The organism is Pseudomonas sp. H1_D05, assembly GCF_054682705.1.
The window spans coordinates 3,183,706-3,196,316 of the sequence record NZ_CP162825.1 but is presented as its reverse complement, the minus strand read 5'-3'; the positions used below and the strand labels follow the sequence as shown (position 1 = coordinate 3,196,316).

Annotated in this window: 8 protein-coding genes and 1 pseudogene; 1 reads left to right on the top strand and 8 read right to left on the bottom strand. The window is 58.8% G+C overall.

Annotated elements, in window-relative coordinates; all coding sequences use genetic code 11:
* The first annotated feature begins 109 nt into the window (after positions 1 to 109).
* A complete protein-coding gene (locus AB4O11_RS14265; protein ID WP_093436561.1) occupies positions 110 to 1,006 on the top strand; it encodes a LysR family transcriptional regulator in 897 nt (298 codons plus the stop codon).
* 143 nt (positions 1,007 to 1,149) lie between these two features.
* On the opposite strand, the gene ispD is transcribed toward AB4O11_RS14265, so the two are convergent.
* The 8 genes and pseudogenes from ispD to dnaE all read right to left on the bottom strand — a co-directional run bounded on the left by ispD (position 1,150) and on the right by dnaE (position 12,592).
* Positions 1,150 to 1,857: a 2-C-methyl-D-erythritol 4-phosphate cytidylyltransferase gene (gene ispD, locus AB4O11_RS14260; protein ID WP_093436564.1), complete on the bottom strand. Its 708-nt coding sequence runs from the start codon at positions 1,855 to 1,857 to the stop codon at positions 1,150 to 1,152.
* Positions 1,854 to 2,132 carry a cell division protein FtsB gene (ftsB, locus tag AB4O11_RS14255; protein WP_007908838.1) on the bottom strand — a complete coding sequence of 93 codons (279 nt, stop codon included), beginning with the start codon at positions 2,130 to 2,132 and terminating at the stop codon, positions 1,854 to 1,856. The genes ispD and ftsB overlap by 4 nt, the downstream gene beginning before the upstream one ends.
* Before the next feature lie 171 nt (positions 2,133 to 2,303).
* Entirely contained in the window at positions 2,304 to 3,593 is a 1,290-nt protein-coding gene (gene eno, locus AB4O11_RS14250) for a phosphopyruvate hydratase (protein ID WP_093436567.1), read from the bottom strand.
* 157 nt (positions 3,594 to 3,750) lie between these two features.
* Positions 3,751 to 4,597 (bottom strand): annotated as a pseudogene (gene kdsA / locus AB4O11_RS14245) (3-deoxy-8-phosphooctulonate synthase).
* A gap of 5 nt (positions 4,598 to 4,602) precedes the next feature.
* Positions 4,603 to 6,234, bottom strand: coding sequence for a CTP synthase (locus AB4O11_RS14240; protein WP_460130988.1), 1,632 nt, complete (start codon positions 6,232 to 6,234; stop codon positions 4,603 to 4,605).
* Between the two features lie 274 nt (positions 6,235 to 6,508).
* Positions 6,509 to 7,837: a tRNA lysidine(34) synthetase TilS gene (tilS, locus tag AB4O11_RS14235; RefSeq protein ID WP_460130986.1), complete on the bottom strand. Its 1,329-nt coding sequence runs from the start codon at positions 7,835 to 7,837 to the stop codon at positions 6,509 to 6,511.
* A 146-nt stretch (positions 7,838 to 7,983) separates the two neighbouring features.
* Positions 7,984 to 8,931 carry an acetyl-CoA carboxylase carboxyltransferase subunit alpha gene (locus AB4O11_RS14230; protein ID WP_108225216.1) on the bottom strand — a complete coding sequence of 316 codons (948 nt, stop codon included), beginning with the start codon at positions 8,929 to 8,931 and terminating at the stop codon, positions 7,984 to 7,986.
* A 139-nt stretch (positions 8,932 to 9,070) separates the two neighbouring features.
* Positions 9,071 to 12,592 (bottom strand): DNA polymerase III subunit alpha, encoded by a 3,522-nt coding sequence (gene dnaE / locus AB4O11_RS14225; protein ID WP_038357916.1) that lies wholly within the window; start codon positions 12,590 to 12,592, stop codon positions 9,071 to 9,073.
* Between the last annotated feature and the right edge of the window lie 19 nt (positions 12,593 to 12,611).

Here is a 12,611-nt window from a genome sequence, read left to right as displayed (position 1 = left end):
TCTCCAGTGAATCCATTGAATAAAAACCAGACGACCAGTGTAGTTCAACGCCAACTGATGAATAATCCGGACAAAAGCAAAACATTATTGCCATACAGGGATAATCCCGATGTCCGAAAGCCGCTGGGAAGGCATTGACGAGTTTGTTGCCGTTGCCGAATGCAGCCAGTTCACCGCCGCCGCCGAACGCCTTGGGGTTTCGTCCTCGCACATCAGTCGACAAATCGTACGGCTGGAAGAAAGACTTCAGACGCGCCTGCTCTATCGCAGCACACGCCGGGTGACGCTGACCGAGGCTGGGCAGACCTTCCTGCAACATTGCCAACGCTTGCAGGATGGCCGCGAAGAAGCCTTGCGTGCCGTCGGCGATCTGACCAGCGAACCGAAAGGCATGCTGCGCATGACCTGCGCGGTGGCTTACGGCGAGCGTTTTATCGTGCCGCTGGTGACGCGGTTTATGGGCCTTTATCCGCAGTTGCGCATCGATATCGAATTGAGCAATCGCCAGCTTGATCTGGTGCATGAAGGCCTGGATCTGGCGATTCGCCTGGGTCGTTTGCAGGACTCGCGGTTGGTCGCGACACGCCTGGCGCCACGGCGAATGTATCTGTGCGCGTCACCGTCCTACGTCGAGCGGTACGGTCGCCCGCATAGCCTGTCGGAATTGAGTCGGCACAATTGCCTGATTGGCAGCTCGGACATCTGGCAGCTTGAGCAAAACGGGCGGGAGTTTTCCCAGCGGGTTCAGGGCAACTGGCGCTGCAACAGCGGGCAAGCGGTGCTGGATGCGGCGTTACAGGGGGTGGGGTTGTGTCAGTTGCCGGATTATTACGTGCTGGAGCATTTGCACAGCGGCGCGCTAATTTCGTTGCTGGAGGCGCATCAGCCACCAAATACGGCGGTGTGGGCGCTGTACCCGCAACAGCGGCACTTGTCGCCGAAGGTGCGCAAGTTGGTGGAGTTTCTCAAGGAAGGATTGGCTGAGCGGCCGGAGTATCGAAGCTGAGTGATGGGTTGCTCATGCGTCCGCCTTCGCGAGCAAGCTCGCTCCCACAGTGGACCTGCAGTGACTGCAAATCTGGTGTCAGGCGCAAATCAAATGTGGGAGCGAGCTTGCTCGCGAAGGCTGCGGAATAGGCGCCACAGCAATCAGCGGCGGTTAGCCCAACGCTGACGCAACCACTCCAGATCTTCCGGCCGGGTCACCTTGAGGTTATCCGCCCGCCCTTCAATCAGTCGCGGCGCCAGGCCAGCCCACTCCATCGCCGAAGCTTCATCGGTAACCAGCGCATCCGCGACCAGACTGTCGGCCAACGCCCGATGCAACGCACCGAGGCGGAACATCTGCGGGGTGTACGCCTGCCAGATCACGCTGCGATCCACGGTTTCAACCACGCGCCCGTGCTTGTCGACCCGCTTCAACGTGTCGCGCGCAGGCACCGCGAGCAAACCACCGACCGGATCATCCGCCAGTTCATCGAGTAACTGGTCGAGATCTTCGCGACTCAGATTCGGCCGTGCCGCATCGTGCACCAGCACCCAATCTTCATCGTCGGCACCTTGCGCGTGCAGGTGCAGCAAAGCATTGAGCACCGAGCCGGAACGCTCCGCGCCGCCTTCAACGCGCTGAATGCGCGAGTCGCCCGCGCACGCCAGGTTCGGCCAATAAGGATCATCAACAGCAAGACTGACCACCAGCCCCTTGAGGCTTGGATGGTCGAGGAAACAGCCGAGGCTGTGTTCGAGAATTGTGCGCCCGCCCAGTTGCAGGTATTGCTTGGGACGGTCCGCGGCCATTCGGGCACCAATGCCCGCAGCAGGAATCACGGCCCAGAAGGCCGGCAGGGAATTGATCATTGGGCCAACTGGTAAAGGGTTTCGCCGTCCTTGACCATGCCCAGTTCGTGACGAGCCCGCTCTTCAACGGTCTCCATGCCCTTTTTCAACTCGCTGACTTCAGCGTCCATCACGCGATTGCGCTCCAGCAAACCTTCGTTCTCGGCGTGTTGATCAGCTATCTGCTGATTCAGCTCGGCGACTTGCGCCAGACTGCCATTGCCCACCCACAGGCGGTACTGCAAACCGGCCAGTAGCAAGAGCAAAACGAGAAACAACCAGTAAGGACTGCGCATCGAATATCAGGTATCCAGTGAAAAAAGACAGCCACGCCAAAACTTTGAAGCATCTGATAGCACGAAGCCTGGAAGACCCAGGCTTGTGCTGTTAAGGCATCAGATTAGTGGCAAATCCATCGCTGTCACGACTTTTTCGACACAATCCGGTGTCCTTCCATCGATTTGTACTTAGCCGCGGAACTCGCTGCGACCGTTGTACTTGGCCTTGCCATTCAACTGCTCTTCGATACGCAGCAGTTGGTTGTACTTGGAAACGCGGTCGGAACGGCACAGGGAACCGGTCTTGATCTGGCCAGCCGAGGTGCCCACAGCCAGGTCGGCAATGGTCGAATCTTCGGTTTCGCCCGAACGGTGCGAGATCACTGCGGTGTAACCGGCAGCCTTGGCCATCTGGATGGCTTCCAGGGTTTCGGTCAGGGTGCCGATCTGGTTGAACTTGATCAGGATCGAGTTGGCGATCTTTTTATCGATGCCTTCTTTCAGGATCTTGGTGTTGGTTACGAACAAGTCGTCGCCCACCAGTTGAGTCTTCTCGCCGATCTTGTCGGTGAGGATCTTCCAGCCAGCCCAGTCGGACTCGTCCAGACCGTCTTCGATCGAGATGATCGGATAACGTTCGGTCAGGCCTTTGAGGTAATCGGCGAAACCTTCAGCGGTGAACACCTGGCCTTCGCCGGACAGGTTGTACTTGCCGTCTTCGTAGAATTCGCTGGCCGCGCAGTCCAGGGCCAGGGTCACGTCGGTGCCCAGCTTGTAACCGGCGTTGGCCACTGCTTCGGAGATCACTTTCAGCGCGTCTTCGTTGGAGGCCAGGTTCGGTGCGAAACCGCCTTCGTCGCCAACGGCAGTGCTCAGGCCACGGGCCTTCAGCACAGCTTTGAGGTGATGGAAAATCTCGGTGCCCATGCGCAGACCTTCCGAGAAAGACTTGGCGCCAACCGGCTGTACCATGAATTCCTGGATGTCGACGTTGTTATCAGCGTGCTCGCCACCGTTGATGATGTTCATCATCGGCACCGGCATCGAATAGACACCCGGAGTACCGTTGAGGTTAGCGATGTGTGCGTACAGCGGCAGGTCCTGGTCCTGCGCAGCAGCCTTGGCCGCAGCCAGGGACACGGCGAGGATGGCGTTGGCGCCCAGGGTTGCCTTGTTTTCGGTACCGTCGAGCTTGATCATCGCGTGATCCAGGGCTTTCTGGTCGCTTGGGTCGGTGCCCAGCAGCAGATCGCGGATCGGACCGTTGATGTTGGCTACCGCTTTGAGCACGCCCTTGCCCAGGTAACGGCTCTTGTCGCCATCACGCAGCTCGAGTGCTTCACGCGAGCCAGTGGATGCACCGGACGGCGCGCAAGCGCTGCCGATGATGCCGTTGTCGAGAAGCACGTCCGCTTCCACGGTGGGATTGCCACGGGAGTCGAGAACTTCACGACCTTTGATGTCGACGATTTTTGCCATTGTTGTAAACACTCCAAAGTTGACGAAAACGACGCAGCTAGAGGAAATCTTTTTACCGTCGGCAAGGGGTGTGCAGCGGGCAGGCTTGCAGACGATAACGCTCATGCCCGAGGGCATGAGCGACAAATCGTGCGGTACTTTACCGGAGAATTGAGGTTTACGCGGTTTCTACCGTCGGAAAACTCTTCACCAGTTCGTCCAAAGCCTTGAGCTGGGCCAGAAATGGCTCCAGTTTGTCCAGACGCAAGGCGCAAGGGCCATCGCATTTGGCGTTGTCCGGATCCGGATGCGCTTCGAGGAACAGACCTGCCAACGACTGGCTCATGCCCGCCTTGGCCAGATCCAGAACCCGGGCACGGCGACCGCCGGCGGAGTCGGCACGACCACCCGGCATTTGCAGCGCATGGGTCACGTCGAAGAATACCGGGTACTCGAACTGCTTCATGATGCCGAAGCCGAGCATGTCGACCACGAGGTTGTTGTAGCCGAAGCTCGAACCACGCTCGCAGAGGATCAATTGATCGTTACCCGCTTCCACGCACTTGTTCAGGATGTGTTTCATTTCCTGAGGCGCGAGGAACTGGGCTTTCTTGATGTTGATCACTGCATTGGTCTTGGCCATCGCGACGACCAGATCGGTCTGGCGCGACAGGAAGGCCGGCAGTTGAATGATGTCGCAGACCTCAGCGACGACCGCGGCCTGATCAGGCTCGTGGACGTCGGTGATGATCGGCACGCCGAAGGCTTGTTTGATGTCCTGGAAGATGCGCATGCCCTCTTCCGAGGCCAGGACCGTGATAAGAGGTCACAGAAGAACGGTTAGCCTTGTCGAAACTGGCCTTGAACACGTAAGGGATACCGAGTTTTTCGGTGACCTTTACGTACTCTTCGCAAACCTGCATGGCCATGTCACGGCTTTCCAGCACGTTCATGCCGCCGAACAGCACCATGGGTTTGTCGTTGGCAATTTCGATGTCGCCGACGCGGATGATCTTCTGTGCCATCGGGGTTACGCCTTCTTCTGGTGTTGAGCCAACGCTGCTTTGACAAAACCGCTGAACAGCGGATGGCCATCACGTGGTGTCGAGGTGAACTCAGGGTGGAACTGGCAAGCGACGAACCATGGGTGATCGGCCGCTTCAACCACTTCAACCAGCGCCGCATCAGCGGAGCGACCGGAGATTTTCAGGCCCGCTGCGATCAGCTGTGGCAGCAGGTTGTTGTTCACTTCGTAACGGTGACGGTGACGCTCGACGATCACGTCCTTGCCGTAGCAGTCGTGGACCTTGGAACCGGCTTCAAGCAGGCAGTCCTGAGCGCCAAGGCGCATGGTGCCGCCCAGATCGGACGATTCGGTACGTACTTCAACGGCACCGGTCGCGTCTTCCCACTCGGTGATCAAACCGACCACCGGATGACCGCTGGCGCGATCGAACTCGGTGGAGTTGGCGTCTTTCCAGCCCATCACGTTACGGGCGAACTCGATGACCGCCACTTGCATGCCCAGGCAGATACCCAGGTATGGAACCTTGTTTTCGCGAGCGTACTGAACGGCAGTGATCTTGCCTTCCACGCCGCGCAGACCGAAGCCGCCCGGTACGAGGATCGCGTCGACACCTTCGAGCAGCGCAGTGCCCTGGTTTTCGATGTCTTCGGAATCGATGTAACGCAGGTTGACCTTGGTGCGGTTGCTGATGCCGGCGTGACTCATCGCTTCGATCAGCGACTTGTAGGCGTCCAGCAGCTCCATGTACTTGCCGACCATGGCGATGGTCACTTCGTGTTCCGGGTTCAGCTTGGCGTCAACCACGGCGTCCCACTCGGACAGATCCGCGCTGCCGCATTGCAAGCCGAAACGCTCAACGACGAAATCGTCCAGACCCTGCGAGTGCAGGATGCCCGGGATCTTGTAGATGGTGTCGGCGTCTTCCAGCGCGATCACCGCACGTTCTTCAACGTTGGTGAACTGAGCGATCTTGCGACGCGACGAGATGTCGATCGGGTGATCGGAACGGCACACCAGCACGTCTGGCTGCAGGCCGATCGAACGCAGTTCTTTGACCGAGTGCTGGGTTGGCTTGGTTTTGGTCTCGCCAGCGGTGGCGATGTACGGCACCAGTGTCAGGTGCATCAGCATCGCGCGCTTGGCGCCGACTTCGAAACGCAGTTGACGGATGGCTTCGAGGAACGGTTGCGACTCGATGTCACCGACGGTGCCACCGATTTCAACCATCGCCACGTCAGCGTCACCGGCACCCTTGATGATGCGGCGCTTGATTTCGTCGGTGATGTGCGGAATCACCTGGATGGTTGCACCCAGGTAGTCGCCACGGCGCTCTTTGCGCAGCACGTGCTCGTAGACACGGCCGGTGGTGAAGTTGTTGTTCTGGGTCATGGTCGTGCGGATGAACCGCTCGTAGTGCCCCAGGTCCAGGTCGGTCTCGGCGCCGTCGTGGGTGACGAACACTTCACCGTGCTGGAACGGGCTCATGGTGCCCGGATCGACGTTGATGTACGGATCCAGCTTCAGCATGGTGACCTTAAGTCCCCGCGCCTCCAGGATGGCTGCCAATGAAGCCGATGCAATGCCTTTCCCCAATGAAGAAACAACACCGCCCGTGACGAATATGTAGCGCGTCATGAAAAACCCTAGAAGTCTGCGTTAAAGCGGTACGAGCCGCCGGGGAAAGCGAAGGAAGGCCGAAGCCCCCGATCACCTGCATTAATCACAGTGCACCTTTCAAAAAAACCGCCGCGTTGGGACAGACCGGCAGGTGAAACACCGGTACGTTGCTCGCTACACATTTTTTGGAATCGCCCAGCAAAGACTGCTTGGTAATCGGCAACTCCTGCAATTCAGGCGAATCCACAGAAGTTGTATCAAGAAGGGAGCGTAGTCTACCGGAATGCTCCTTTCAGCTCAAACCTTGATCTTCGTCTGTTGGCAGCCAATGCAATTTCCAGCCATCCTGTGCATGACCATCAAGTCCCGGCAGATTCGCCACCGCGAGCAATTCATCGCCGCGAAACAGCAGCGGCAATCTGCCACGCATGAAGCCCGGGACCGCGCGCTCATTGAGCAGGCGCTTGAGGTCACGGTGGCCGCGATCCGCCAGCTGCATGACTTCACCGCCCTGACGATAGGCAATGCGCAAAGGCCCGACGGGAGTCTGCCCGCTGAACGTGACATGTCCGTTATCGGCCAAGCGTAGCGCTGACGCCGGGCTCTGCCACTCGACGCCGATCATCGGCGTGCGTAGCCAGTGACCGCTGAGCCACCACAGACGCCCGGCGCTGCGATGAAGCTCGCCATCGGCCAGACGCCATACTGGTGAAGCATCGTGAGCGGCGTCGCACAGATTTTTCCAACCCGACCAGTGGTCGGTATCTGGCAGTTGCGTGAAGGGTTCGAGCCAATGGCTGATCGCGTTTCGTTGCCGGGCAGCAGACAGTGCGGCGAGTGGCGCCAGTTCCAGCGACGGTAAAACCAGCCATTCATAATCATGAGCAGTCGCGGCTTGCGCCAAATCGATCTGCGCCAACTCATCGAGCAGCCCCTGAGCTTCACGCAGATGCGCGGCGCTGCGGGCCATGTTCGCCTGCGCTTGCGGCCAGCGCTCGCTCAGCACCGGCATAACCTGATGGCGCAGGTAATTGCGCGAGAACTGTCGATCCTGATTTGACGGGTCTTCGATCCAGCTTAACGAGTGAGCCTGTGCGTAACGTTCCAGCTCGGCTCGAGTGACATCCAGCAACGGGCGAATCAACATGCCCTGCCCCACTGGCCTTTGCTGCGGCATTCCCGACAATCCGCGCACTCCTGCTCCACGCAGCAGCCGGAACAGCAGTGTTTCCGCCTGATCATCACGGTGCTGACCAGTGATTAACGCCTCATTAGCTTGGGTCAGCGCACTGAACACGGCGTAACGCGCATCCCGCGCCGCCCGCTCCAGACTCGCGCCTGGTTGCACCGTCACCTGCTCGATCAGCAACGGCACTCCCAGCGCATCACACACGGACTGGCAATGTTGCGGCCACGCATCAGCCGCAGCCTGGAGGCCGTGGTGAATATGAATAGCGCTGAGTGGAGGGAGGGATTCGGATTTTGCGAGATAGGCGAGCAGATGCAGCAGAACAGTGGAATCGAGACCACCGGAGAATGCAATACGCCAATGAGTGGCGTTGCGCCAAGGCTCAAGGCTCAGTAATAACCGGGAAGGCAAATCAATCGAGAGCTGACTCATTTTTTCACCTTCACCGAAACCAATGTGGGAGCGAGCTTGCTCGCGAAAGCGGTTCAACATTCAACATTTTCGTTGCCTGTTATAACGCCTTCGCGAGCAAGCTCGCTCCCACAGTGTTTTGCATTGTCAGCTGAATCGGCGTTCGATCAGAGACCGTAGCTCATCAGTCGATCATAACGGCGCTTCAGCAACGCTTCGTTATCGAACTTCTTCAGCATCGCCAGTTGCGAGCTCAGCTCGGCACGGATCGACGCAGCGGCAGCTGCCGGATCACGGTGGGCGCCGCCCAGAGGCTCGCTGATCACCTTGTCGACAATGCCGAGGCCTTTCAGACGCTCGGCAGTGATGCCCATTGCTTCAGCAGCATCCGGCGCTTTTTCGGCGGTTTTCCACAGAATCGAAGCGCAACCTTCCGGCGAGATTACCGCGTAGGTCGAGTACTGCAGCATGTTCAGCTGGTCGCAGACGCCAATGGCCAGTGCACCACCGGAACCACCCTCACCGATAACGGTGGCGATGATCGGGGTCTTCAGGCGCGACATCACGCGCAGGTTCCAGGCGATCGCTTCGCTCTGGTTACGCTCTTCAGCGTCGATGCCAGGATAGGCACCCGGGGTGTCGATGAAGGTCAGGATCGGCATTTTGAAACGCTCGGCCATCTCCATCAGACGGCAAGCCTTGCGGTAGCCTTCCGGACGCGGCATGCCGAAGTTACGGCGCACCTTCTCGCGGACTTCACGACCCTTCTGGTGACCGATGATCATCACCGGCTGGTCTTCCAGACGGGCGATACCGCCAACGATGGCCGCGTCGTCAGAGAAGTGACGGTCGCCGTGCAGTTCGTCGAACTCGGTGAAGATGTGCTCGATGTAATCGAGGGTGTACGGGCGTTTCGGGTGACGCGCCAGACGTGCGATCTGCCAGCTGGTCAGCTTGCCAAAGATGTCTTCGGTCAGCGTTTTGCTCTTGTCCTGCAGGCGGGAGATCTCATCGCCGATATTCAGCGAATTGTCATTACCGACCAAGCGCAACTCTTCGATCTTGGCTTGCAGGTCGGCGATCGGCTGTTCGAAATCTAGAAAATTCGGGTTCATAGGCGTCCGTCTTGGGTCGTGTCCCAAATGAGCTTGGGCCGGCCGGTTGTCTATTCGCGCCCTACCTTAAGGGAGAGGCGCGCTGAGGTCGAGATTAAAAATTCAGGTTGCGGGCAAGCGCCATGATGGCACTTGCCGGTCAACGGTATTGGAGGAAGACGTTGTCTCGCCCGAACTGGTCACGCAGGGCTTGAATCAACGCATCCGCCGGATCAATCCGCCAGGTCTCGCCGAACTGCAGCAAGGTCTTCGCATCCGGACTGGTGTACTCCATGGTGATCGGGCACGCGCCGCGATGACGCTTGAGCAAATCCCCCAACCAGCGTAGCTGATCGCCTTTCAGATCCTGGGTTTGCAGCTTCAGGCGCAGGCTTTCGGCCAGATTGGTGCGCGCGTCTTCCATGCTCATCACCCGCTTGACGCGCAGGCGCAGGCCACCGGAGAAGTCATCGTTGCTGACTTCGCCTTCGACCACCACCATCGCGTCGGTCTGCAACAACGACTGCGCAGAGTGGAACGCATCGGCAAACAGCGACGCCTCAATCCGCCCCGAACGGTCGTCGAGGGTGATGAAACCCATCTTGTCGCCCTTCTTGTTCTTCATCACCCGCAGGGCAATGATCATCCCCGCCACGGTTTGCGTATCGCGCGCCGGCTTCAGGTCGATGATGCGCTGACGGGCGAAACGGCGGATCTCGCCTTCGTATTCGTCGATCGGGTGACCGGTCAGGTACAGGCCCAAGGTGTCTTTCTCACCTTTGAGGCGCTCCTTAAGCGTCAGCTCCTTGGCCTTGCGGTGCGACGCATACACGTCGGCGTCTTCCTCGACAAACAGCCCGCCAAACAGGTCGGCGTGACCAGAGTCGTGGGTACGCGCGGTCTGCTCGGCCGCCTTGATCGCCTCTTCCATCGCTGCCAGCAGCACGGCGCGGTTGCGGTCGATGTTGGCCTGATAAGCCTTCTGTTCGTCATGGAAGTACGGCCCCAGACGATCCAGCGCACCGCTGCGGATCAAGCCGTCGAGGGTACGTTTGTTGATGCGCTTGAGGTCGACCCGCGCGCAGAAGTCGAACAGATCCTTGAACGGACCTTCCTGACGCGCCTCGGTGATCGCCTCAACCGGGCCTTCACCGACACCTTTGATCGCGCCCAGGCCGTAAACGATGCGGCCGTCGTCGTTCACCGTGAACTTGAACTCCGAAGTGTTCACGTCCGGCGCATCGAGGCGCAGCTTCATCGTGCGCACTTCCTCGATCAAGGTCACGACCTTGTCGGTGTTGTGCATGTCCGCCGACAGTACCGCAGCCATGAACGGCGCCGGGTAGTGGGCTTTCAGCCACGCAGTCTGGTACGAGACCAGGCCGTAGGCGGCGGAGTGGGATTTGTTGAAGCCGTAACCGGCGAATTTTTCTACCAGGTCGAAAATGTTACCGGCAAGGTCGGCGTCGATGTTGTTGGTCGCGCAACCTTCAATGAAACCGCCGCGCTGCTTGGCCATTTCCTCGGGTTTTTTCTTACCCATCGCCCGACGGAGCATGTCTGCACCGCCAAGGGTGTAACCGGCCATGACCTGAGCAATCTGCATCACCTGTTCCTGATACAGAATGATGCCGTAAGTCGGTGCCAGAACCGGCTTCAAACCCTCGTACTGGTAATCCGAGTGCGGATACGCCAGTTCGGCGCGGCCGTGCTTACGGTTGATGAAGTCGTCCACCATGCCGGACTGCAGCGGGCCCGGACGGAACAGGGCCACCAGTGCGATCAGATCTTCCAGGCAGTCGGGCTTGAGCTTTTTGATCAGCTCTTTCATGCCGCGCGATTCAAGCTGGAACACCGCGGTGGTTTCAGCTTTCTGCAACAACGAGTAGGTCGGTTTGTCGTCCAGCGGGATAAACGCGATATCCAGCGGCGGCTCGTTGACCTTGGCACGGTCGCGGTTAATGGTTTTCAGCGCCCAGTCGATGATCGTCAGGGTCCGCAGACCGAGGAAGTCGAACTTCACCAGACCAGCCGCTTCAACGTCGTCCTTGTCGAACTGGGTCACCAGACCGTCACCGGCTTCATCGCAATAGATTGGCGAGAAGTCCGTCAGTTTGGTCGGCGCAATAACCACACCACCGGCGTGTTTACCAACGTTACGCACAACGCCTTCGAGCTTGCGCGCCATTTCCCAGATTTCCGCAGCTTCTTCATCAACCTTGATGAAGTCACGGAGGATTTCTTCCTGCTCGTAGGCTTTTTCCAGGGTCATGCCGACTTCGAACGGAATCATCTTCGACAGACGATCCGCCAGGCCGTAGGACTTGCCCTGCACCCGCGCCACGTCACGCACCACAGCCTTGGCCGCCATGGAACCGAAGGTGATGATCTGGCTTACCGCGTTGCGACCGTATTTTTCGGCCACATAATCGATAACGCGGTCGCGACCATCCATGCAGAAGTCGACGTCGAAGTCGGGCATGGAGACCCGTTCCGGGTTAAGGAATCGTTCGAACAGCAGGTCGTATTCCAGCGGATCGAGGTCGGTGATCTTCTGTACATAAGCCACCAACGAACCGGCACCCGACCCACGGCCCGGACCTACCGGCACGCCGTTGTTCTTGGCCCACTGGATAAAGTCCATCACGATCAGGAAGTAACCGGGGAAACCCATCTGGATAATGATATCCAGCTCGAAATTCAGCCGGTCGACGTAGACCTGACGCTTGGCTTCGTAGTCTTCGGTGGTGTCCTTGGGCAGCAGCACCGACAAGCGTTCTTCCAGACCGTCGAAGGAGACTTTGCGGAAATACTCGTCGATGGTCATGCCATCGGGAATCGGGAAGTTAGGCAGGAAGTGAGTGCCCAGCTTCACTTCGATATTGCAGCGCTTGGCGATTTCGACGGTGTTTTCGATGGCGTCGGGAATATCGCTGAACAGCTCGATCATTTCCTCGGCGCTTTTCAGGTATTGCTGATCGCTATAATTCTTCGAGCGCCGCGGATCGTCGAGGGCACGGCCCTCACCGATGCACACGCGGGTTTCGTGGGCGGCGAAGTCTTCCTGCTTGATGAAACGCACATCGTTGGTCGCCACCAGCGGCGCGCCGAGCTTGTCGGCGAGTGCAACGGCACCGTGCAGCTGTTCTTCATCGTTAGGGCGATTGGTGCGCTGGATTTCCAGATAGAAACGATCCGGGAATACCGCCATCCATTCGCGCGCCAAGGCTTCAGCTTCAGCCGGGTTGCCGCCGATCATGGCCATGCCGATCTCGCCTTCTTTGGCGGCGGACAGCATGATCAGGCCTTCGTTGGCTTCAGCAACCCACTCGCGCTCGACGATGATCATTCCGTTGCGCTGGCCTTCGATGAAGCCGCGCGAGATCAACTCGGTGAGGTTGCGATAGCCCTTGGCGTTCATCACCAACAGGCTGAGCCGGCTCAGCGGTGCGTCCGGGTCCTTGTTCGACAGCCACAGGTCGGCGCCGCAGATCGGCTTGATGCCCGCGCCCATGGTGTTTTTGTAGAATTTGACCAGGGAACACATGTTGTTCTGGTCGGTGACCGCGACCGCCGGCATGTTCATGGCCGTCAGTGCCTTGACCAGCGGCTTGATCCGCACCAGCCCGTCGACCAGGGAGTATTCAGTGTGCAGGCGTAGATGAACGAATGAAGCCGGCATAGTGATCCTGTCCAGTTAC

Coding starts and splice junctions, on each gene's coding strand:
- tilS (WP_460130986.1), bottom strand. CDS start 7,837: ATGAGTCAGCTCTCGATTGATTTGCCTTCCCGGTTATTACTGAGCCTT.
- dnaE (WP_038357916.1), bottom strand. CDS start 12,592: ATGCCGGCTTCATTCGTTCATCTACGCCTGCACACTGAATACTCCCTG.
- ftsB (WP_007908838.1), bottom strand. CDS start 2,132: ATGCGCAGTCCTTACTGGTTGTTTCTCGTTTTGCTCTTGCTACTGGCC.
- AB4O11_RS14230 (WP_108225216.1), bottom strand. CDS start 8,931: ATGAACCCGAATTTTCTAGATTTCGAACAGCCGATCGCCGACCTGCAA.
- AB4O11_RS14240 (WP_460130988.1), bottom strand. CDS start 6,234: ATGACGCGCTACATATTCGTCACGGGCGGTGTTGTTTCTTCATTGGGG.
- eno (WP_093436567.1), bottom strand. CDS start 3,593: ATGGCAAAAATCGTCGACATCAAAGGTCGTGAAGTTCTCGACTCCCGT.
- AB4O11_RS14265 (WP_093436561.1), top strand. CDS start 110: ATGTCCGAAAGCCGCTGGGAAGGCATTGACGAGTTTGTTGCCGTTGCC.
- ispD (WP_093436564.1), bottom strand. CDS start 1,857: ATGATCAATTCCCTGCCGGCCTTCTGGGCCGTGATTCCTGCTGCGGGC.